This is a genomic window from Klebsiella sp. JN_Kp127 (genome assembly GCF_040062505.1).
Lineage (GTDB): Bacteria > Pseudomonadota > Gammaproteobacteria > Enterobacterales > Enterobacteriaceae > Klebsiella > Klebsiella quasipneumoniae.
In genome coordinates this window covers 79,117-98,915 of record NZ_JBEAHS010000035.1, presented here as the reverse complement: position 1 = coordinate 98,915, position 19,799 = coordinate 79,117, and the positions used below count along the sequence as shown (strand labels likewise).

At 60.8% G+C, this 19,799-nt stretch carries 20 protein-coding genes; 9 read left to right on the top strand and 11 right to left on the bottom strand.

The features are described 5' to 3' along the window. The first annotated feature begins 3 nt into the window (after nucleotides 1-3). From lsrB to lsrG, 3 genes are read left to right on the top strand one after another with little or no spacing between them, the layout of a single operon-like run. Nucleotides 4-1,017, top strand: a complete 1,014-nt coding sequence (gene lsrB / locus ABLV04_RS12815; RefSeq protein ID WP_064155346.1) for an autoinducer 2 ABC transporter substrate-binding protein LsrB — start codon at nucleotides 4-6, stop codon at nucleotides 1,015-1,017. 11 nt (nucleotides 1,018-1,028) lie between these two features. Next, the gene (lsrF, locus tag ABLV04_RS12810) at nucleotides 1,029-1,916 is read left to right on the top strand and encodes a 3-hydroxy-5-phosphonooxypentane-2,4-dione thiolase (RefSeq protein WP_023291072.1); all 888 of its coding nucleotides are present in this window, start codon (nucleotides 1,029-1,031) and stop codon (nucleotides 1,914-1,916) included. Further along, nucleotides 1,913-2,209 carry a (4S)-4-hydroxy-5-phosphonooxypentane-2,3-dione isomerase gene (gene lsrG / locus ABLV04_RS12805; RefSeq protein WP_048334444.1) on the top strand — a complete coding sequence of 99 codons (297 nt, stop codon included), beginning with the start codon at nucleotides 1,913-1,915 and terminating at the stop codon, nucleotides 2,207-2,209. The genes lsrF and lsrG overlap by 4 nt, the downstream gene beginning before the upstream one ends. A 70-nt stretch (nucleotides 2,210-2,279) precedes the next feature. On the opposite strand, the gene ygjG is transcribed toward lsrG, so the two are convergent. Both ygjG and ABLV04_RS12795 read right to left on the bottom strand, forming a co-directional pair. Next, entirely contained in the window at nucleotides 2,280-3,659 is a 1,380-nt protein-coding gene (gene ygjG, locus ABLV04_RS12800) for a putrescine aminotransferase (protein WP_023291071.1), read from the bottom strand. Nucleotides 3,660-3,916: 257 nt separating this feature from the next. After that, nucleotides 3,917-4,471 carry a PadR family transcriptional regulator gene (locus tag ABLV04_RS12795; RefSeq protein ID WP_032454146.1) on the bottom strand — a complete coding sequence of 185 codons (555 nt, stop codon included), beginning with the start codon at nucleotides 4,469-4,471 and terminating at the stop codon, nucleotides 3,917-3,919. Between the two features lie 238 nt (nucleotides 4,472-4,709). Between ABLV04_RS12795 and ABLV04_RS12790 the strand changes: the two genes are divergently transcribed. Then, on the top strand, nucleotides 4,710-5,486 hold the full coding sequence (locus tag ABLV04_RS12790) for a siderophore-interacting protein (protein WP_023291069.1): 777 nt from the start codon (nucleotides 4,710-4,712) through the stop codon (nucleotides 5,484-5,486). Nucleotides 5,487-5,590: 104 nt separating this feature from the next. Here the strand turns inward: ABLV04_RS12790 and ABLV04_RS12785 are convergent, their stop codons facing one another. From ABLV04_RS12785 to ABLV04_RS12765, 5 genes are all read right to left on the bottom strand, one after another. Beyond that, nucleotides 5,591-7,240, bottom strand: coding sequence for a glycerone kinase (locus tag ABLV04_RS12785; RefSeq protein ID WP_135732979.1), 1,650 nt, complete (start codon nucleotides 7,238-7,240; stop codon nucleotides 5,591-5,593). A 74-nt stretch (nucleotides 7,241-7,314) separates the two neighbouring features. Next, nucleotides 7,315-8,736: a dihydroxyacetone kinase phosphoryl donor subunit DhaM gene (dhaM, locus tag ABLV04_RS12780; protein WP_147734073.1), complete on the bottom strand. Its 1,422-nt coding sequence runs from the start codon at nucleotides 8,734-8,736 to the stop codon at nucleotides 7,315-7,317. A gap of 10 nt (nucleotides 8,737-8,746) precedes the next feature. Further along, nucleotides 8,747-9,379 (bottom strand): dihydroxyacetone kinase subunit DhaL, encoded by a 633-nt coding sequence (gene dhaL, locus ABLV04_RS12775; protein WP_017899726.1) that lies wholly within the window; start codon nucleotides 9,377-9,379, stop codon nucleotides 8,747-8,749. A 10-nt stretch (nucleotides 9,380-9,389) separates the two neighbouring features. Further along, the gene (gene dhaK / locus ABLV04_RS12770; RefSeq protein WP_032454135.1) at nucleotides 9,390-10,460 is read right to left on the bottom strand and encodes a dihydroxyacetone kinase subunit DhaK; all 1,071 of its coding nucleotides are present in this window, start codon (nucleotides 10,458-10,460) and stop codon (nucleotides 9,390-9,392) included. A 155-nt stretch (nucleotides 10,461-10,615) separates the two neighbouring features. After that, on the bottom strand, nucleotides 10,616-10,819 hold the full coding sequence (locus ABLV04_RS12765; protein ID WP_048298715.1) for a hypothetical protein: 204 nt from the start codon (nucleotides 10,817-10,819) through the stop codon (nucleotides 10,616-10,618). Nucleotides 10,820-11,070: 251 nt separating this feature from the next. Here ABLV04_RS12765 and ABLV04_RS12760 point away from each other — a divergent pair, with 251 nt between their 5' ends. Both ABLV04_RS12760 and dhaR read left to right on the top strand, forming a co-directional pair. Then, nucleotides 11,071-12,168, top strand: a complete 1,098-nt coding sequence (locus ABLV04_RS12760; RefSeq protein WP_008806556.1) for a glycerol dehydrogenase — start codon at nucleotides 11,071-11,073, stop codon at nucleotides 12,166-12,168. Nucleotides 12,169-12,269: 101 nt separating this feature from the next. Then, nucleotides 12,270-14,195 (top strand): dihydroxyacetone kinase operon transcriptional regulator DhaR, encoded by a 1,926-nt coding sequence (gene dhaR / locus ABLV04_RS12755; protein WP_044524806.1) that lies wholly within the window; start codon nucleotides 12,270-12,272, stop codon nucleotides 14,193-14,195. Here the strand turns inward: dhaR and ABLV04_RS12750 are convergent. The 4 genes from ABLV04_RS12750 to ABLV04_RS12735 are packed head-to-tail and all read right to left on the bottom strand — an operon-like array spanning nucleotide 14,173 to nucleotide 16,691. Next, complete coding sequence (locus ABLV04_RS12750; protein WP_044524805.1) at nucleotides 14,173-14,703, bottom strand: cob(I)yrinic acid a,c-diamide adenosyltransferase; 531 nt, start codon at nucleotides 14,701-14,703, stop codon at nucleotides 14,173-14,175. The two genes, dhaR and ABLV04_RS12750, sit on opposite strands and share 23 nt — an antisense overlap. Further along, nucleotides 14,704-15,057, bottom strand: coding sequence for a glycerol dehydratase reactivase beta/small subunit family protein (locus ABLV04_RS12745; protein ID WP_023291062.1), 354 nt, complete (start codon nucleotides 15,055-15,057; stop codon nucleotides 14,704-14,706). A gap of 20 nt (nucleotides 15,058-15,077) precedes the next feature. Then, nucleotides 15,078-16,241, bottom strand: coding sequence for a 1,3-propanediol dehydrogenase (gene dhaT / locus ABLV04_RS12740; protein WP_032454132.1), 1,164 nt, complete (start codon nucleotides 16,239-16,241; stop codon nucleotides 15,078-15,080). A 21-nt stretch (nucleotides 16,242-16,262) separates the two neighbouring features. Beyond that, a complete protein-coding gene (locus tag ABLV04_RS12735) occupies nucleotides 16,263-16,691 on the bottom strand; it encodes a heme-binding protein (RefSeq protein WP_023291060.1) in 429 nt (142 codons plus the stop codon). A 415-nt stretch (nucleotides 16,692-17,106) separates the two neighbouring features. Between ABLV04_RS12735 and ABLV04_RS12730 the strand changes: the two genes are divergently transcribed. The 3 genes from ABLV04_RS12730 to ABLV04_RS12720 are packed head-to-tail and all read left to right on the top strand — an operon-like array spanning nucleotide 17,107 to nucleotide 19,799. Further along, nucleotides 17,107-18,774 carry a propanediol/glycerol family dehydratase large subunit gene (locus ABLV04_RS12730; protein WP_048298367.1) on the top strand — a complete coding sequence of 556 codons (1,668 nt, stop codon included), beginning with the start codon at nucleotides 17,107-17,109 and terminating at the stop codon, nucleotides 18,772-18,774. A 12-nt stretch (nucleotides 18,775-18,786) separates the two neighbouring features. After that, entirely contained in the window at nucleotides 18,787-19,371 is a 585-nt protein-coding gene (locus tag ABLV04_RS12725; RefSeq protein ID WP_023291058.1) for a propanediol/glycerol family dehydratase medium subunit, read from the top strand. 2 nt (nucleotides 19,372-19,373) lie between these two features. Further along, the gene (locus ABLV04_RS12720) at nucleotides 19,374-19,799 is read left to right on the top strand and encodes a glycerol dehydratase small subunit DhaB3 (RefSeq protein ID WP_023291057.1); all 426 of its coding nucleotides are present in this window, start codon (nucleotides 19,374-19,376) and stop codon (nucleotides 19,797-19,799) included.

The window sequence follows — 19,799 nt, the reverse complement described above, 5'->3', positions numbered from 1 at the left end:
ACGATGAAAACCAAACGAATCCTCCAGACGAGCGTCCTGGCGCTGGCGTTAAGCGTGGCAACCGCCCAGGCGGCGGACCGCATCGCCTTTATACCTAAGCTGGTCGGCGTGGGCTTCTTTACCAGCGGCGGCAACGGCGCGAAAGAGGCGGGGAAAGCGCTGGGCGTGGATGTCACCTATGACGGCCCCACCGAGCCCAGCGTTTCCGGCCAGGTGCAGCTGATCAACAACTTCGTCAACCAGGGCTACAACGCGATTATCGTCTCCGCCGTCTCGCCGGACGGCCTGTGTCCGGCGCTGAAGCGGGCGATGCAGCGCGGGGTGAAGGTCCTGACCTGGGATTCCGATACCAAACCGGAGTGCCGCAGCATCTATATCAATCAGGGCACCCCGCAGCAGCTCGGCGGCCTGCTGGTGGAGATGGCGGAAAAGCAGGTGACCAGGCCCGCTGCCAAAGTGGCGTTTTTCTACTCCAGCCCGACGGTGACCGACCAGAACCAGTGGGTGAAGGAAGCCAAAGCCAAAATCGAAAAAGAACATCCGCAGTGGCAAATCGTCACCACCCAGTTCGGCTATAACGATGCCACCAAATCGTTGCAAACCGCCGAGGGGATCTTAAAAGCGTATCCGGATCTTGACGCCATTATCGCGCCGGATGCCAATGCCCTGCCGGCGGCGGCGCAGGCGGCGGAAAACCTCAAGCGCCAGGGCGTGGCGATCGTCGGCTTTAGTACCCCCAACGTGATGCGCCCGTACGTGGAGCGCGGCACGGTGAAAGCCTTTGGCCTGTGGGATGTGGTTCAGCAGGGCAAAATTGCGGTTAACGTCGCCGATCGTCTGCTGAAAAAGGGCGATCTTAACGTCGGCGACAGCGTTGAGGTGAAAGATATCGGCTCGCTGAAGGTCGAACCGAACAGCGTGCAGGGCTACCAGTATGAGGCGAAGGGCAACGGTATCGTGCTGCTGCCGGAGCGCGTGGTGTTCAGCAAAGAGAACATCAATAACTACGACTTCTGACGGAGGATGAGATGGCTGATTTAGACGATATCAAAGAGGGCAAGGACTTCGGCCTCGACCGCCCGCAGCAGAACACGCTGTATACCCTGAAAGGCTGCGGCTCGCTGGACTGGGGCATGCAGTCGCGGCTGGCGCGCATTTTTAATCCGCACAGCAACCGCACGGTCATGCTGGCCTTCGATCACGGTTACTTCCAGGGACCCACCACCGGGCTGGAGCGCATCGATCTGTCGATAGCGCCGCTGTTCGAGGAAACCGACGTGCTGATGTGCACCCGCGGCGTACTGCGCAGTCAGGTGCCGGCCGCGACCAACAAACCGGTGGTGCTGCGCGCCTCCGGCGGCAACTCGATCCTCAGCGAACTTTCCAACGAATGCGTGGCGGTGGCGATGGAAGATGCGCTGCGCCTGAACGTCTGCGCAGTGGCGGCGCAGGTCTATATCGGCAGCCAATACGAACATCAGTCGATCAATAACATCATCAAACTGGTGGACGCCGGCAACCGCTACGGTATGCCGGTACTGGCGGTGACCGGCGTCGGCAAAGAGATGACCCGCGATGCGCGCTACTTCTCGCTGGCCAGCCGGATTGCCGCCGAAATGGGGGCGCAGTTTGTGAAGACCTATTTCGTTGAGGAAGGCTTTGAAAAAGTGACCGCCAGCTGCCCGGTGCCGATCGTCATCGCCGGGGGGAAAAAGCTGCCGGAGCATGAGGCGCTGGAGATGTGCTGGCGGGCGATCGACCAGGGGGCGTCCGGGGTGGATATGGGGCGCAATATCTTCCAGTCCAGCGCCCCGCGCGCAATGCTGAAGGCGGTGAAAAAGGTGGTGCATGAGAATCTGAACGCGCGCGAAGCGTACCAGTTCTGGCAGGAAGAGAAACAGGGAGAGCGGAAATGAATGTGACGCTGGTGGAGATCAATATCAAACCCGAGCGGGTGGATGAGTTTCTCGAGGTGTTCCGCGCCAACCACGAAGGCGCGTTGCGGGAGCCGGGCAACCTGCGCTTTGATGTTCTGCAGGATCCGGAGGTAAAGACCCGCTTTTTTATCTACGAAGCCTATAAAGACGATGAGGCGGTGCTGGCGCATAAGAAGACCCCGCACTATTTAGCCTGCGTCGAAAAGCTGGAAGAGATGATGTCGCAGCCGCGGCAGAAGCGCAGCTTTATCGGCCTGCTACCGCAGTTGTGAGGGAAATCCAGAGCAGAAGATAATCCCGGTCCTCTTCCATTGGGAGAGGACCGGGGGGAGGGGCAGTTTATTACGCCTCTTCAACCGAGACGCGCAGGGCCGCCAGCGCCTTACGCGCCGCCTTCAGCACCTGCTCGCACTGCTCAAGGGTGAGGGTCAGCGGCGGTTCAACGCGGATCGTCTTGGCGTTATTTAACGTCCCGGCGACCAGCACCCGCTGTCTGAACATCTCGCTGGCAAAGTCGTAGCCAATCTCGTTATCGACAAACTCGATGGCCATCAGCATGCCTTTCCCGCGTACTTCATTCACCAGGTCCGGATACTCCTGCGCCAGCAGGCGGAAACCGTCCAGCAGCATATCGCCTTTCTGCGCCGCCTGCGCCGGCAGGTTTTGCGTCAACAGCACGTTGATGGTCGCCAGCGCCGCCGCACAGGCCAGCGGGTTGCCGCCGAAGGTCGTGGTGTGCAGGAACGGGTTGTCGAACAGCACCGAGAAGACCTCTTCCGTCGCCACCGTCGCGCCGATCGGCATCACGCCGCCGCCGAGCGCTTTCGCCAGACACAGAATGTCGGGCTGAACGTTCTCATGCTCGCAGGCGAACATCTTGCCAGTGCGGCCCATGCCGGTCTGCACTTCGTCGAGGATCAGCAGGGCGCCAAACTCGTCGCACAGCTTACGCACCGCCGGCAAATACCCCGTCGGCGGCAGGATCACGCCCCCTTCGCCCTGAATCGGCTCAAGGATCACCGCCGCGACGTCGTCGCCGGTTTTCTTGCACTCGCTCAGCATGGTGCGCATGGCGTTGATATCGCCGAACGGCACATGGCGGAAGCCCGGCAGCAGCGGCATAAACGGTTTGCGGAAAGTCGACTTGGCGGTGGCCGACAGCGCGCCCAGCGATTTGCCGTGGAAGGCGCCGCTGGTGGCGATGAAGGTGAATTTACCGCGCGGCGACTGATAGGCTTTCGCCAGCTTGATGGCCGCCTCTACCGATTCGGTACCGCTGTTGCAGAAGAAGCTGTACTTCAGTTTGCCGGGCGTTAAGGCCGCCAGGGTTTTCGCCAGCATCGCGCGTAGCGGATCCAGCAGTTCCTGACTGTGAAGCGGTTGTTTCGCGAGTTGATTCTCGACGGCGGATACCACAACTGGATTACGGTGCCCTACATTGAAGATGCCAAACCCGCCAAGGCAGTCGATAAACTCCTGTCCCTGGGTGTCGACAAGCGTATTTAACCCTCCCGCTTGCCACTCTACGGCTCCGTAATCCCCGCCGGCTGTGACCGATTTTCGATACTCTAAAAACCCCGGATTCACATGCTCTTTAAAGTATTCTCTGACCTCCTGGTTAAGTGCTTTCATTTCCTCATGGTCAAGCGTGCGCTTTTCAATGAGATTCAGTGCGTGTGCGCTGCAGGCCAGAGCCGATGCGCTGGAAGGTAACCTGTTCAAAATGTGCTCCTGGGGCGGACGTATCACACGATACTGGATTAAGTATTGCAGGGATTACGCCAGTTCGGCAGAAGCGGTGAAAATCGGGATAAATGCAAAGTAAAAGACGAAATGTGTAAAATTTAATCTCATGGCGCCATTATTGGCACGTTTTATTCCTGAGCTGACGAGATTTTCTGCCTTGCGGCGTTGAGCGGCACGATCCGTCGTGGTGCGGGCTGCCCCAGCGCGGGGCAGCCGATGGTGAGAAAGGAGGCTTAGTCGAGCTGGGAGATCTCCATCGCCGCCCGGTCGATAATGCCGATGATCTGCTTGAGCTGGGCGGCGCTGCTGGCCTGCTGGTTCACTTTCAGGTCGAGGACCGCTTTGAAATTCTCCAGCGCGCGCTTCATCTGCGGATCGCGGCGCAGCTCGCAGCCGACCATCCGCGCCTGCAGACGCTCCTGGATATGGGACAGATGCTCCTGGTTCTCCGCGTGCAGCTGTTTCCCCTCTTCGCTGATGACGATTTTTTTGCGTCCGTTGTCGTCTTCCACGCTGATGAGACCCTGGTCCTGGAGCAGATCCAGCGTCGGGTAGATCACCCCCGGGCTGGGACTGTAGTTCCCCTGGGTGAGGGTTTCGATCTCTTTGATCAGCTCATAGCCGTGGCTGGCGCTGCGGCTGAGGATGTCCAGAATAATCAGCCGCAGTTCGCCGTGGCCAAAGAAACGCTGGCGACGTCCGCCGCCGCGACGGCCATGGTCGCCGTGTTCGCTGGGGTCACCGTGGCGCCCGCGCGGCCCACGCCCGTCTTCATGATGATGTCGCATGGTTACCTCCTGCTATGTTTTGATATATCTAATTTATATCTAAAAAATGAATTCTCGCAATGCTGGTTGTGATTTATTTTTTAATTTGTTGATATTTATCTGTTTATTTTTGATGGTGGTATTTTAATGCGGTTTGTTTTGACTATATCAAAAAAAGACTTGCATTCTTTTTAGATGGCAATCATTATCATTTGCATCGAGTTTAGATATATCTATTTACTGTTCACGAAGGCGATCGATGATGACAAAAACCAAAGCAGACAAGTACCCGCAGCGTGTCCGCAATGAGCTGCGTTTCCGTGAGCTGACGGTGCTGCGCGTGGAGCGCGCAGGCGCGGCTTTCCAGCGCATCGTGCTGGGAGGCGAGGCGCTGGAAGGTTTCGTTTCCCGCGGCTTTGACGACCACACCAAGCTTTTCTTCCCGGAGCCGGGCGCGGCGTTTGCCCCGCCGCAGGTGACCGAGGAGGGGATTGACTGGGGCGAGGGCGTGCGGCCTGCTACCCGCGACTATACGCCGCTGTACGATGCCGAACGCCATGAGCTGGCGTACGACTTCTTTATCCACGACGGCGGAATCGCCAGCCGCTGGGCGCTGGAGGCAAAAGCGGGCGATAAGCTGGTGATCGGCGGTCCGCGCGGCTCGCTGGTGGTGCCGGAGGATTACGCCTGGCAACTGTATGTCTGCGATGAGTCCGGTATGCCGGCGCTGCGTCGTCGTCTGCTGGGTTTGCGTCAGCTGGCGGTGACGCCGCAGGTGACGGCCATCGTCACTATCGCCGATGCGTCATATAAAGATTATCTGGCGGATCTCGACGGCTTTAACATCGAGTGGGTGGTGGGCCACCATCCGGCGTTCGTCGCCGAGCGTCTGGCGCAGGTGAAGGTGCCGGCGGAGGATTATTTCATCTGGCTGACCGGCGAAGGCGCGGTGGTGAAATCGCTGCTGGCGCGCTTTGAGGATGAGAGCATCGATCAGCAGCTGGTGCGCTCGCAGGCGTACTGGCACAGCAAGTAAAAAGCCATCGTGGTCAAACCCGGATAGCGGCGCGTAGCGCCTTATCCGGGCTAGGGTTGGCGCCGATTTGTAGCCCCGGTAAGCGCCGCGCCACCGGGGGAAGTTTATCGTTCCGCCAGCGCTTTAAACACCATCGCCACCGCGTGGGCGCCGGGGTCCATGTTGCCGAGCAGGCTGTCGCTATTGAGATAGGACGCTCGTCCGGCGCCGGCTTTGCCCGACTGGCAAGTGCGATCCGCGCCGGCCTGCGCCGCGGCAAAAGCGGCCTGCAGGTTCTCCGGTTCGTCGAGCAGCGCCGCCAGCGCTGGCTGCAGCGCGTCGATCATTGTCCGGTCGCCTTCCTCGGCGCCGCCGTAAAATTTCATCTGCTCCAGACCGGCGTTCAGCGCCTCGGCCACGCTGGCGCCTTGCCCCAGCTTCTGCCCGGCAGCGGTGAAGAAGATCGACATCAATACCCCGCTGGAGCCGCCCATCACCACCGTCAGGCGTTCGCCCGTGAGCGCGAACAGCGTGGGCAGATCGTTCAGCGGCAGCTGCTGGCGCTGCAGCAGGTCGGCAATCTCACGCGCCCCGGCGGCGAAGGTGGAGCCGGTATCGCCATCGCCCACTTTGGCATCCAGCGCGTTGAGATGGTCTTCAAGCCCGACGAGGGTGCCGGTCACCTGGGCCACGTAATCACCCACCTGCGGGTTGGCCGAAGGCGTAAAGTCGACGCGCGGGCTGGCGAGAGTGGACGGCATGATGTTAACCGTCCGCGGCTGCACCGGCCGCGGCCAGCCGGCGGTTTCCACATCCGCCAGCAGCGCTTTCTCAATACTCTCTTCCAACACGATGGCGCTCAGCGAGAAACCCTTCATATCCAGGGCCGTCACCAGCGAGGCCGGGCCAATCAACCAGTCAACGCGCGCCTGAAGCGGCGTGTTGGCCAGTTCGCGGGTCAGGATCGCCATTTCGGCCACCGACACGCCGCCGAGATTATTGAGCATCACCGCCAGACGGCCGGTTTCCGGCAGGGCGGCGGTCAGTTTTTCCACCATCAGGTTGACGATTTCCGCACTGTTTTGCGTGGCGATGGTGGAGGCGCCAGGTTCGCCGTGGATGCCCATTCCCAGCTCGGCGTGGCCGGCCTGATGGCGCGGCGCGCTGTCCGCCTCCTGCGGCAGATGGCAGCTGGCCAGCGCCACCCCGATGCTGGCGGTGTGGTTGGCGGCGTACTGCGCTTCGCGCAGTACGGTGGCGAGATTGTAGCCGCGCTCGGCAAAATAGCCCGCCACCTTATGGACGAACAGCGTACCGGCGATGCCGCGCGGCTGTTTGTTTTCCGGCAGCGAAATGTCGTCGCCGACGATCAGCATTTCCACGTTGTAGCCGAGACGGCGCGCTTTCTCCGCCGCGAGGCCGAAGTTCAGCCGGTCGCCGGTATAGTTTTTTACGATCAGCAGGCAGCCCGCCTCGCCGGTCACCGCCTGAATGGCGGTAAGCACCGCGTCGACGCTCGGCGAGGCGAACAGATCGCCACAAACCGCGGCGGTCAGCATGCCTTTACCAATAAAGCCGACGTGCGCCGGTTCGTGGCCGGCGCCGCCGCCGGCGATCACCGCCACGTTGTTTTTATTCAGGTCGCGACGGACCACCACCCGGATCGCCGGGTCGCTCTCCAGCCGGGCGAGGTTGTTCCACGGACTGGCGATGATGGTTCCCTCAATCACATCGTTGACGAGGCTGGCGCGCTGGTTAAAAAAGAATTGAGACATAGTGGTTCCTGAAGAGTAAGCGAAAACTCACCCTCCGGAGGCAGGCCTCCGGAGCGGTAACGGACAAAGTGGATTTAGTGACGGATAAGGCGCTGGCGGCGCATATCGAGCGCGATGGGCTCGCCGGGCTGCACGCTGTTCAGCGCCTCGCCCTGCTGACATAGCCAGGCGATCCCCGCCGCGCGGGCGATAATCGCGCCGTGGGCCTGTTCGCTGCCGTCGCGCAGGCACAGGCCTTTCACGCGGCTGGCATCCAGTTGCAGGACGGCCGACGGGAACATGTTGTCAGCGATAATAATGGTCGGCTCGCCGGGCGTCGGCAGCGTTTCCTGCACGTCCTGCAGATGGCGCAGGGTGCGCTGCAGAATATCTTCGATATCGATATAGCGCGCCTGGAGATAGGGGTCATCCAGCTGGCGATACTGCTGGCTGAGCTCCATCAGCACCTGATGCCACGCCCATTCCACCGAGCACGGCTCGGTGAGCAGACGATCGTTGGCGGCATCAAACAGATCCTCATCGTCGAGCAGGGTGTGGTGCCCGGCGAAAATCGCCGCGATATCGGCGTTAAATTTATTCTCCGCCAGCTCGGTCAGGGCTGTGAGATCCGCCAGCGTCTGGTCGATAGCCCGGCGCAGCCGCTGCTGCTCGCGGGCGACATCGGCGGCGGCCGGGCGGACCGGCTGGATCAGGGCCAGCGGATAGCGCAGCGCGATGCCTTCGACGCGCTCGGGGGCGGCCGGGGCCGCTGCCGGTTGCGCCGCAGGCGATTCGCCGAAGTTATCGGCGGCCAGCGCCTGAAACGCCGCCAGCGCCGCATCGGCCTCTGGCCCGCGGGCCAGCAGGCGCAGCTTATCGTTGCGCCGCACCTGCAGCAGGGCGATTTGGTTGAGGCTGTCCGGTTTGACGCACTTCCCGTTTTTCTCCAGCAGCAGATCGGCGTTAAAGCCCGCCAGCGCGGCGACCAGCTTCGACGCCGGACGCACGTGCAGGCCGTTGTGGTTCTGTATGACGACCGCAAGCGACTTGCTGTCGCCATCGTCGGCAAGCGTCGGCGCCGGGGCGGCGTCAGGGGTTGGCGAAGGTAAACCCAGCTGGATCCGTTTGGCCTCCAGGGCGTTCATGGCGTCGGCGATCACTTTGTCGATCCCGGCGCCGGAGGCGGCGCTGACGGTGGCCGCCAGCGTCCCCTCCACCAGCGGCGCGGCGCACAGCCGCACCTTCGCGGCAATCGCCGGATCGAGCAGGTCGAGGGCGGTCTCGGCGCTGAGCAACGCGCTGCCGATATCCATCATCACCAGCACGTGGTCGGTATCGGCGACGGATTCGATCGCTTCCATGACCTTGATCGGATCGGTGCCGATCGGGCTGTCTGGATCGTCGATCCCGGCGGCGATCGCCAGCTTGCAGCCGTCGTTGATTAACATCTGCCGGGCCAGTTCTCCGACACCTTCGCCCAGCCGGGCGCTATGAGAAACAATAACCAGGTTTACCATCGCGATTTCCTTACTCTTTGGCCGCGGCGGCCAGCATCTGCATCATAAACATCACTGACGTGGCGCCCGGATCCTGATGGCCGATGCTGCGTTCGCCAAGGTAGCTGGCGCGGCCTTTGCGCGCCTGCATGGTGATGGTGCTGTGGGCGCCGGCCTCCGCTGCTTTGCAGGCGGCATCCAGCGCGGCGGCGATCGACAGATGCTGCTCGCTGGACTGGCGCAGGGAGTCCACCACCGGCAGCCAGACGTCGCACATGGTTTTATCCCCTGGCTCCGCTTTACCGCGGTTGACGACGCCGTCCGCGCCTTCGCGGATCATCAGGTACAGTTCGTCGAGGGTCAGGCTCTGGTGGGCCTGAGTGACCTGCGCGGCGCGAATGAAGAAGGTGCCGAACAGCGGGCCGCTGGCGCCGCCGACGTTGGAGAGCAGCGTCATGCCGGTGTTTTTGAGGATAAAGCCAATATCTTTATCGGCAATCGACGGCAGCTTTTCCACCACCTTGCTGAACCCGCGGTGCATATTCAGGCCGTGGTCGGCATCGCCGATCTCTTTATCGAGGCCGGTGAGAAAATCGCTCTCTTTGGTGAAGATATCGCCGCAGCGGTACAGCCAGTCGACGATTTGCGTTCTGTTCAGTGACATGTCGTGCTCCTTAGTTTCCCCAGTTCAGCGCCGGGGTATGAACCGGGGCGTCCCATAGCGCCAGCGTCTCATCATCCGCTTTCAACAGGGTGATGGAGAAGCCCGCCATATCCAGCGAGGTGCAGTAGCTGCCGACGAGGTTGCGTTCGATGATGATGCCGGACGCTTCACAGCGCTGGGCGAGCCGGTGATAGACGCCGTACAGTTCGGACAGCGGCGTGGCGCCGAGGTTATTGACCATGGCGATGACCCGGTCGCCGTTTTGTAGCGCGGTTTTGCTCTGCTTCACTTCCTGCCACGCGCCCTTAACGGTATCCCACTGGCGCAGCGTGCGGCTGTAGGCGCCATTCTCCAGCAGGGTATCGAACATCTCATCGACGGTTTGGTCCAGCGAGCTGAAGCGACGGCGGTCGATGCCCGGCTCGCCGTGAATGCCGACACCGAACTCCATTTCATCGTCCTGCAGGGTAAAGGAGGGTTGTCCGGCGGCCGGTACGGTGCAGGCGCCGAGGGCGATGCCAATGGAGTGGCCGAGATTATTCAGGCGGCGCCCCAGTTCAGCGCAGGCCTCCAGCGAATCGCCGCGCTCGGCGGCGGCGCCGACCAGTTTTTCGATCAGTACGGTATTGGCGACGCCGCGGCGGCCTGCGGTATAGAGACTGTCTTTCACCGCCACGTCGTCGTCGACCACCACGGTGGTGACTTTTATGCCGCTCTCATGCAGCAGCTCGGTGGCGGTTTCGAAGTTCAGGATGTCGCCGGTGTAGTTTTTGATAATCAGCAGGACGCCTTCGCCGCCGTCAATCTGCATCGCGCATTCGAACATTTTATCCGGCGTCGGCGAGGTGAAGATTTCCCCCGGGCAGGCGCCAGAGAGCATCCCCTGGCCGATATAGCCGCAGTGCATCGGCTCATGGCCGCTGCCGCCGCCGGAGAGGAGGGCGACCTTGCCGGCCACCGGCGCGTCGGCGCGGGTGACGTACAGCGGGTCCTGGTGCAGGGTCAGCTGCGGGTGGGCTTTAGCCAGCCCCTGTAATTGTTCATTCAGTACATCTTCAACACGGTTAATCAGCTTTTTCATTATTCAGTGCTCCGTTGGAGAAGGTTCGATGCGGCCTCTCTGCTGGCGGAGGCGGTCATCGCGTAGGGGTATCGTCTGACGGTGCAGCGTGCCTGGCGATATGATGATTCTGGCTGAGCGGACGAAAAAAAGAATGCCCCGGGGATCGGGTTTCATTACGAAACATCACCTGCTGATTTTGTTTCTTTATGGAACGTTTTTGCTGAGGAAACGGTGAAAATGCGAGCTGGCGCGCTTTTTTTCCTCTGCCTTAAGCGCCGGTCATCGCGGCTGGCGCAGCGGGCGGAAAAAAATTTTTTGCTAAATTTCCCCCGGCTGTGGGGAAAAAGCCTGCCGCTAAAGGGGGATGGTAAGGGAATTATGCGGCAGAGGAGCGGATCGGGATCGCAATCCTGACGAAGACTAGGGTTTTTTGTTCCAATATGGAACGTAAAAATTTAACCTGTGTTTCATATCAGAACAAAAAGGCGAAAGATTTTTTTGTTCCGTGCCGGCCCTACAGTGATCGCACTGCTCCGGTACATTCCGTTGAGGCCGCGCTTTACCGGCCGGCGCGGATAACGCCAGGGCTCATCATGTCTACATGCGCACTTATTTGAGGGTGAAAGGAATGCTAAAAGTTATTCAATCTCCAGCCAAATATCTTCAGGGTCCTGATGCTGCTGTCCTGTTCGGTCAATATGCCAAAAACCTGGCGGAGAGCTTCTTCGTCATCGCTGACGACTTCGTGATGAAGCTGGCGGGGGAGAAAGTGGTGAATGGCCTGCAGAGTCACGATATTCGCTGCCATGCGGAACGGTTTAACGGCGAATGCAGCCATGCGGAAATTAACCGCCTGATGGCGATTTTGCAAAAACAGGGCTGCCGCGGCGTGGTTGGCATCGGCGGCGGTAAAACCCTCGATACCGCGAAGGCGATCGGTTACTACCAGAAGCTGCCGGTGGTGGTGATCCCGACTATCGCTTCGACCGATGCGCCGACCAGCGCGCTGTCGGTGATCTACACCGAAGCGGGCGAGTTTGAAGAGTATCTGATCTATCCGAAAAACCCGGATATGGTGGTGATGGACACGGCGATTATCGCCAAAGCGCCGGTACGCCTGCTGGTCTCCGGCATGGGCGATGCGCTCTCCACCTGGTTTGAGGCCAAAGCCTGCTACGATGCGCGCGCCACCAGCATGGCCGGGGGGCAGTCCACCGAGGCGGCGCTGAGCCTGGCCCGCCTGTGCTATGATACGCTGCTGGCGGAGGGCGAAAAGGCCCGTCTGGCGGCGCAGGCCGGGGTGGTGACCGAAGCGCTGGAGCGCATCATCGAAGCGAACACCTACCTCAGCGGCATTGGCTTTGAAAGCAGCGGCCTGGCCGCCGCCCACGCGATCCACAACGGTTTCACCATTCTGGAAGAGTGCCATCACCTGTATCACGGCGAGAAAGTGGCCTTCGGCACCCTGGCGCAGCTGGTGCTGCAGAACAGCCCGATGGACGAGATTGAAACCGTGCTGGGCTTCTGCCAGCGCGTCGGCCTGCCGGTGACCCTCGCGCAGATGGGCGTCAAAGAGGGGATCGACGCGAAAATCGCCGCGGTGGCGAAAGCCACCTGCGCGGAAGGGGAAACCATCCACAATATGCCGTTTGCGGTGACCCCGGAGAGCGTGCACGCCGCTATCCTCACCGCCGATCTGTTAGGCCAGCAGTGGCTGGCGCGTTAATTCGCGGTGGCTAAACCGCTGGCGCCGGTCGGCGGTCTTTCTTTCTCCCCTCTGGCAGCGGCTGCCGGAGGGGTTCTCTATGGTAAAACGCGGAAAACAGTATGACTGTTCAGACTCAGGATACCGGGAAGGCGGTCTCTTCCGTCATCGCCCAGTCATGGCATCGCTGCAGCAAGTTTATGCAGCGCGAAACCTGGCAAAAACCGCACCAGGCCCAGGGCCTGACCTTTGACTCGATCTGTCGGCGTAAAACCGCGCTGCTGACCATCGGTCAGGCGGCGCTGGAGGACGCCTGGGAGTTTATGGACGGTCGCCCCTGCGCGCTGTTTATCCTTGATGAGACCGCCTGTATTCTGAGCCGCTGCGGCGAACCGCAAACGCTGGCGCAGCTGGCTGACCTGGGGTTTCGCGACGGCAGCTATTGCGCGGAGAGCATTATCGGCACCTGCGCGCTGTCGCTGGCCGCGATGCAGGGGCAGCCGATCAACACCGCCGGCGATCGGCATTTTAAGCAGGCCCTGCAGCCATGGAGCTTTTGTTCGACGCCGGTGTTCGATAACCACGGGCGGCTGTTCGGCTCTATCTCGCTTTGCTGTCTGGTGGAGCACCAGTCCAGCGCCGACCTCTCCCTGACGCTGGCCATCGCCCGCGAGGTGGGCAATTCCCTGCTCACCGACAGCCTGCTGGCGGAATCCAACCGCCACCTCAATCAAATGTACGGCCTGCTGGAGAGCATGGACGACGGGGTGATGGCGTGGAACGAACAGGGGGTACTGCAATTTCTCAATGTTCAGGCGGCGAGACTGCTGCATCTTGATGCCCAGGCCAGCCAGGGAAAAAATATCGCTGATCTGGTGACCCTGCCGGCGCTGCTGCGCCGCGCCATCAAACACGCCCGCGGCCTGAATCACGTTGAAGTCACCTTTGAAAGCCAGCACCAGTTTATCGACGCGGTGATCACCTTAAAACCGATTGTCGAGTCGCAAGGCAACAGCTTTATTCTGCTGCTGCACCCGGTGGAGCAGATGCGGCAGCTGATGACCAGCCAGCTGGGCAAAGTCAGCCACACGTTTGAGCAGATGTCAGCCGACGATCCGGAAACCCGGCGGCTAATCCACTTTGGCCGCCAGGCGGCGCGCGGCGGCTTTCCGGTACTGCTGTGCGGTGAAGAGGGGGTGGGGAAAGAGCTGCTGAGCCAGGCCATCCACAATGAAAGCGAGCGGGCGGGCGGCCCCTACATCGCCGTCAACTGCCAGCTGTATGCCGACAGCGTGCTGGGCCAGGACTTTATGGGGAGCGCCCCCACCGATGATGAAAATGGCCGCCTGAGCCGCCTTGAGCTGGCCAACGGCGGCACCCTGTTTCTGGAAAAAATTGAGTATCTGGCGCCGGAGCTGCAGTCCGCCCTGCTGCAGGTGATTAAGCAGGGAGTGCTTACCCGCCTCGACGCCCGCCGCCTGATCCCGGTGGATGTGAAGGTGATCGCCACCACCACCGTCGATCTGGCCAACCTGGTGGAACAGAACCGCTTTAGCCGCCAGCTGTACTATGCGCTGCACTCTTTCGAGATCGTCATTCCGCCGCTGCGCGCCCGGCGCAACAGTATCCCGTCGCTGGTGCATAACCGCCTGAAAAGCCTGGAGAAGCGTTTCTCTTCCCGACTGAAAGTGGACGATGACGCGCTGGCCCAGCTGGTGGCCTACTCGTGGCCGGGAAATGATTTTGAGCTTAACAGCGTGATAGAGAACATCGCCATCAGCAGCGATAACGGCCACATTCGCCTGAGCAACCTGCCGGAATATCTCTTTTCCGATCGACCGGGGGCCGATAGCGGCTCATCGCTGCTGCCGGCCAGCCTGACCTTTAGCGCCATCGAAAAAGAGGCCATTATCCACGCCGCCCGGGTGACCAGCGGGCGGGTGCAGGAGATGTCGCAACTGCTGAATATCGGCCGCACCACCCTGTGGCGCAAAATGAAGCAGTACGATATCGACGCCAGCCAGTTCAAGCGCAAGCATCAGGCCTAGTCTCCTCGATACGCGCCATGGAGAACAGGGCGTCCGACAGACGATTGCTGTAGCGTTTGAGCGCGTCGCGCAGAGGGTGCGAGCGGTCCATGGCCGTCAGCAGACGTTCCAGCCGACGGGCCAGGGTGCGCGCCACGTGCAGCTGGGCGGAGGCGAGATTCTTCCCCGGGATCACAAACTGTTTCAGGGGGCCGCTTTCGGCCATATTGCGGTCGATAAGTCGCTCCAGGGCGGTGATCTCCTCCTCGCCGATCGTCTGGCTCAGGCGGACCAGGCCCCGCGCATCGCTGGCCAGTTCGGCCCCCAGCGCGAACAGCGTCTCCTGAATCTGATGCAGACTTGCCCGCAGCCCGGCGTCGCGGGTGGTGGCGTAGCAGACGCCCAGCTGGGATATCAGTTCATCGACGGTGCCGTAGGCCTCGACGCGAATATGATCTTTCTCGATGCGGCTGCCGCCGTACAGGGCGGTGGTGCCTTTATCTCCGGTGCGGGTATAGATACGGTACATTCAGCTTCTCTCACTTAACGGCAGGACTTTCACCAGCTGCCCGGCGTTGGCGCCGAGCGTACGCAGATGATCGCGGCTATCGGTGACGTGCCCGGTCGCCAGCGGCGCGTCCGCCGGCAGCTGGGCATGGGTTAGCGCGATCTCGCCGGCTGCGCTGAGCCCAATGCCCACCCGCAGCGTCGAGCTTCTGGCCGCCAGGGCGCTCAGCGTATCGGCGTCACCGCCTTCGTCGCAGGATACGGTCTGGCAGGGGACCCCCTGCTCCTCCAGCCCCCAGCACAGCTCATTGATGGCGCAGGCATGGTGCCCGCGCGGATCGTAAAACAGGCGTACGCCCGGCGGTGAAAGCGACATGACGGTCCCCTCGTTAACACTCAGAATGCCTGGCGGAAAATCGCGGCAATCTCCTGCTCGTTGCCCTTACGCGGGTTCGAGAACGCGTTGCCGTCTTTCAGGGCCATCTCCGCCATGTACGGGAAGTCGGCCTCTTTCACCCCCAGATCGCGCAGATGCTGCGGAATCCCGATATCCATCGACAGACGCGCGATGGCGGCGATAGCTTTTTCCGCCGCGTCGAGGGTCGACAGTCCGGCGATATTTTCGCCCATCAGTTCGGCGATATCGGCGAATTTTTCCGGGTTGGCGATCAGGTTATAGCGAGCCACGTGCGGCAGCAGGACGGCGTTGGCCACGCCGTGCGGCATGTCGTACAGCCCGCCCAGCTGATGCGCCATGGCGTGCACATAACCGAGGTTGGCGTTATTGAAGGCCATCCCGGCCAGCAGAGAGGCGTAGGCCATGTTTTCCCGCGCCTGAAGATTGCTGCCGAGGGCGACGGCCTGGCGCAGGTTGCGGGCGATGAGGCGGATCGCCTGCATGGCGGCGGCGTCAGTCACCGGGTTGGCGTCTTTAGAGATATAGGCCTCTACGGCGTGGGTCAGGGCATCCATCCCGGTCGCCGCGGTCAGGGCGGCCGGTTTGCCGATCATCAGCAGCGGATCGTTGATGGAGACCGACGGCAGGTTGCGCCAGCTGACGATCACAAACTTCACTTTGGTTTGGGTGTTGGTCAGGACGCAGTGGCGGGTGACCTCGCTGGCGGTGCCGGCGGTGGTGTTGACCGCGACGATGGGCGGCAGCGGGTTGGTCAGGGTCTCAATCCCGGCATACTGATAAAGATCGCCCTCATGGGTGGCGGCGATGCCGATGCCTTTGCCGCAGTCGTGCGGGCTGCCGCCGCCCACGGTGACGATAAGGTCGCACTGCTCGCGGCGAAACACGGCGAGACCGTCGCGCACGTTGGTGTCTTTCGGGTTCGGCTCGACGCCGTCAAAGATCGCCACCTCGATGCCGGCCTCCCGCAGATAATGCAGAGTTTTATCCACCGCGCCATCTTTTATCGCCCGCAGGCCTTTGTCGGTAACCAGCAGGGCTTTTTTACCCCCCAGCAGTTTGCAGCGTTCACCGACCACGGAAATAGCGTTGGGGCCAAAAAAGTTAACATTTGGCACCAGATAATCAAACATACGATAGCTCATAATATACCTTCTCGCTTCAGGTTATAATGCGGAAAAACAATCCAGGGCGCACTGGGCTAATAATTGATCCTGCTCGACCGTACCGCCGCTAACGCCGACGGCACCAATTACCTGCTGGTTTAAAATAACCGGCAGGCCGCCGCCAAAAATAATGATTCGCTGTTGATTGGTCAGCTGCAGACCATACAGAGATTGTCCTGGCTGAACCGCTGGCGTAATTTCATGGGTGCCTTGTTTCAGGCTGCAGGCGCTCCAGGCTTTATTCAGCGAAATATCACAGCTGGAGACAAAGGCTTCGTCCATCCGCTGGACAAGCAGCGTGTTGCCGCCGCGGTCAACCACGGAAAATACCACCGCTACGTTGATCTCATTAGCTTTTTTCTCCACTGCTGCCGCCATTTTCTGGGCGGCGGCCAGGGTGATAGTCTGAATGTGTTGGCTCTTGTTCATGATTATCTCCCGCGCCAGGGTAATGCTGACGCGAATAGTCAGTAGGGGGCGAAAGTAAAAAAACTATCGCCACGCGGTTGGCTTAATTTATTTTTCTCAGCGTTATTTTGTCGCCCGCCATGATTTAGTCAACAGGTCAAAAAAGGTCTCAGAAAAACGCGATGGCGGGATTTTTTTATTAATTGATTTATATCAATGCTGGCGATCACATTTTTTATTTTAGCCGTTGCGGCGGGGTTTCATAGTGAAACTGTTTGCCGATTTAACGTGCCAGATTGAAACAAAATTAATTTTATTTTTTTCACCAGTGGCTCCTTTAAAGTTCCGCTATTGCCGGTAATGGCCGGGCGGGCAGCGACGCTGGCCCGGCGTGTTCGCTACCGTCTGCGGATTTCACCTTTTGAGCCCATGAACAATGAAAAGATCAAAACGATTTGCAGTACTGGCCCAGCGCCCCGTCAATCAGGACGGGCTGATTGGCGAGTGGCCTGAAGAGGGACTGATCGCCATGGAAAGCCCCTTTGACCCGGTCTCGTCGGTCAAAGTGGAAAACGGTCGGATCGTCGAGCTGGACGGCAAGCGCCGGGACCAGTTTGATATGATCGACCGGTTTATCGCCGACTACGCGATCAACATTGAGCGCACGGAGCAGGCGATGCGTCTGGAGGCGCTGGAGATAGCCCGCATGCTGGTGGATATCCACGTCAGCCGGGAGGAGATCATCGCCATCACCACCGCCATCACGCCGGCCAAAGCGGTTGAAGTCATGGCGCAGATGAACGTGGTGGAGATGATGATGGCGCTGCAAAAGATGCGCGCCCGCCGAACGCCCTCCAACCAGTGCCATGTCACCAACCTGAAGGATAATCCGGTGCAGATTGCCGCCGACGCCGCCGAGGCCGGGATCCGCGGCTTCTCCGAGCAGGAGACCACGGTCGGTATTGCGCGCTATGCCCCGTTCAACGCCCTGGCGCTGCTGGTCGGCTCGCAGTGCGGCCGCCCCGGCGTGTTGACGCAATGCTCGGTGGAAGAGGCCACCGAGCTGGAACTGGGCATGCGTGGCTTAACCAGTTACGCCGAGACGGTGTCAGTCTACGGCACCGAGGCGGTATTTACCGACGGCGATGACACCCCATGGTCAAAGGCGTTCCTCGCCTCGGCCTACGCCTCCCGGGGGCTGAAAATGCGCTACACCTCCGGCACCGGCTCCGAAGCGCTGATGGGCTATTCGGAGAGCAAGTCGATGCTCTACCTCGAATCGCGTTGCATCTTCATTACCAAAGGCGCCGGGGTGCAGGGTCTACAGAACGGGGCGGTGAGCTGCATCGGCATGACCGGCGCCGTGCCCTCGGGCATTCGGGCGGTGCTGGCGGAAAATCTGATCGCCTCCATGCTCGACCTCGAAGTGGCCTCGGCCAACGACCAGACCTTCTCCCACTCGGATATCCGCCGCACCGCGCGCACCCTGATGCAGATGCTGCCGGGCACCGACTTTATTTTCTCCGGCTACAGCGCGGTGCCGAACTACGACAACATGTTCGCCGGCTCGAACTTCGATGCGGAAGATTTTGATGATTACAACATCCTGCAGCGCGACCTGATGGTTGACGGTGGACTGCGTCCAGTGACCGAGGCGGAAACCATCGCCATTCGCCAGAAAGCGGCGCGGGCGATCCAGGCGGTCTTTCGCGAGCTGGGGCTGCCGCCGATCGCCGACGAGGAGGTGGAGGCCGCCACCTACGCGCACGGCAGCAACGAGATGCCGCCGCGTAACGTGGTGGAGGACCTGAACGCGGTGGAAGAGATGATGAAGCGCAATATTACCGGCCTCGATATTGTCGGCGCGCTGAGCCGCAGCGGCTTTGAGGATATCGCCAGCAATATTCTCAATATGCTGCGCCAGCGGGTCACCGGCGATTACCTGCAGACCTCGGCCATTCTCGATCGACAGTTCGAGGTGGTGAGCGCGGTCAACGACATCAATGACTATCAGGGGCCGGGCACCGGCTATCGCATCTCCGCCGAACGCTGGGCGGAGATCAAAAATATTCCGGGCGTGGTCCAGCCCGACACCATTGAATAAGGCGGTATTCCTGTGCAACAGACAACCCAAATTCAGCCCTCTTTTACCCTGAAAACCCGCGAGGGCGGGGCGGCTTCTGCCGATGAACGCGCCGATGAAGTGGTGATCGGCGTCGGCCCCGCCTTCGATAAACACCAGCATCACACCCTGATCGATATGCCCCATGGCGCGATCCTTAAAGAGCTGATTGCCGGGGTGGAGGAAGAGGGACTTCACGCCCGAGTGGTGCGCATTTTGCGCACGTCCGACGTCTCCTTTATGGCCTGGGATGCGGCGAACCTGAGCGGCTCGGGGATCGGCATCGGTATCCAGTCGAAGGGCACCACGGTCATCCATCAGCGCGATCTGCTGCCGCTCAGCAACCTGGAGCTGTTCTCCCAGGCGCCGCTGCTGACGCTGGAGACCTACCGGCAGATTGGCAAAAACGCCGCGCGCTATGCGCGCAACGAGTCACCTTCGCCGGTGCCGGTGGTGAACGACCAGATGGTGCGGCCGAAATTTATGGCCAAAGCCGCCCTGTTTCATATCAAAGAGACCAAACATGTGGTGCAGGACGCCGAGCCCGTCACCCTGCACGTCGACTTAGTAAGGGAGTGACCATGAGCGAGAAAACCATGCGCGTGCAGGATTATCCGTTAGCTACCCGCTGCCCGGAGCATATCCTGACGCCCACCGGCAAACCATTGACCGACATCACCCTCGAGAAAGTGCTCTCTGGCGAGGTGGGCCCGCAGGATGTGCGGATCTCCCGGCAAACCCTTGAGTACCAGGCGCAGATTGCCGAGCAGATGCAGCGCCATGCGGTGGCGCGCAATTTTCGCCGCGCGGCGGAGCTTATCGCCATCCCTGACGAGCGCATTCTGGCTATCTATAACGCGCTGCGCCCGTTCCGCTCCTCGCAGGCGGAGCTGCTGGCGATCGCCGACGAGCTTGAGCACACCTGGCATGCGACGGTGAATGCCGCCTTTGTCCGGGAGGCGGCGGAAGTGTATCAGCAGCGGCATAAGCTGCGTAAAGGAAGCTAA

Coding starts and splice junctions, on each gene's coding strand:
- lsrB (WP_064155346.1), top strand. CDS start 4: ATGAAAACCAAACGAATCCTCCAGACGAGCGTCCTGGCGCTGGCGTTA.
- lsrF (WP_023291072.1), top strand. CDS start 1,029: ATGGCTGATTTAGACGATATCAAAGAGGGCAAGGACTTCGGCCTCGAC.
- lsrG (WP_048334444.1), top strand. CDS start 1,913: ATGAATGTGACGCTGGTGGAGATCAATATCAAACCCGAGCGGGTGGAT.
- ABLV04_RS12795 (WP_032454146.1), bottom strand. CDS start 4,471: ATGCGACATCATCATGAAGACGGGCGTGGGCCGCGCGGGCGCCACGGT.
- ABLV04_RS12790 (WP_023291069.1), top strand. CDS start 4,710: ATGATGACAAAAACCAAAGCAGACAAGTACCCGCAGCGTGTCCGCAAT.
- ABLV04_RS12785 (WP_135732979.1), bottom strand. CDS start 7,240: ATGTCTCAATTCTTTTTTAACCAGCGCGCCAGCCTCGTCAACGATGTG.
- dhaM (WP_147734073.1), bottom strand. CDS start 8,736: ATGGTAAACCTGGTTATTGTTTCTCATAGCGCCCGGCTGGGCGAAGGT.
- dhaL (WP_017899726.1), bottom strand. CDS start 9,379: ATGTCACTGAACAGAACGCAAATCGTCGACTGGCTGTACCGCTGCGGC.
- dhaK (WP_032454135.1), bottom strand. CDS start 10,460: ATGAAAAAGCTGATTAACCGTGTTGAAGATGTACTGAATGAACAATTA.
- ABLV04_RS12760 (WP_008806556.1), top strand. CDS start 11,071: ATGCTAAAAGTTATTCAATCTCCAGCCAAATATCTTCAGGGTCCTGAT.
- dhaR (WP_044524806.1), top strand. CDS start 12,270: ATGACTGTTCAGACTCAGGATACCGGGAAGGCGGTCTCTTCCGTCATC.
- ABLV04_RS12750 (WP_044524805.1), bottom strand. CDS start 14,703: ATGTACCGTATCTATACCCGCACCGGAGATAAAGGCACCACCGCCCTG.
- ABLV04_RS12745 (WP_023291062.1), bottom strand. CDS start 15,057: ATGTCGCTTTCACCGCCGGGCGTACGCCTGTTTTACGATCCGCGCGGG.
- dhaT (WP_032454132.1), bottom strand. CDS start 16,241: ATGAGCTATCGTATGTTTGATTATCTGGTGCCAAATGTTAACTTTTTT.
- ABLV04_RS12735 (WP_023291060.1), bottom strand. CDS start 16,691: ATGAACAAGAGCCAACACATTCAGACTATCACCCTGGCCGCCGCCCAG.
- ABLV04_RS12730 (WP_048298367.1), top strand. CDS start 17,107: ATGAAAAGATCAAAACGATTTGCAGTACTGGCCCAGCGCCCCGTCAAT.
- ABLV04_RS12720 (WP_023291057.1), top strand. CDS start 19,374: ATGAGCGAGAAAACCATGCGCGTGCAGGATTATCCGTTAGCTACCCGC.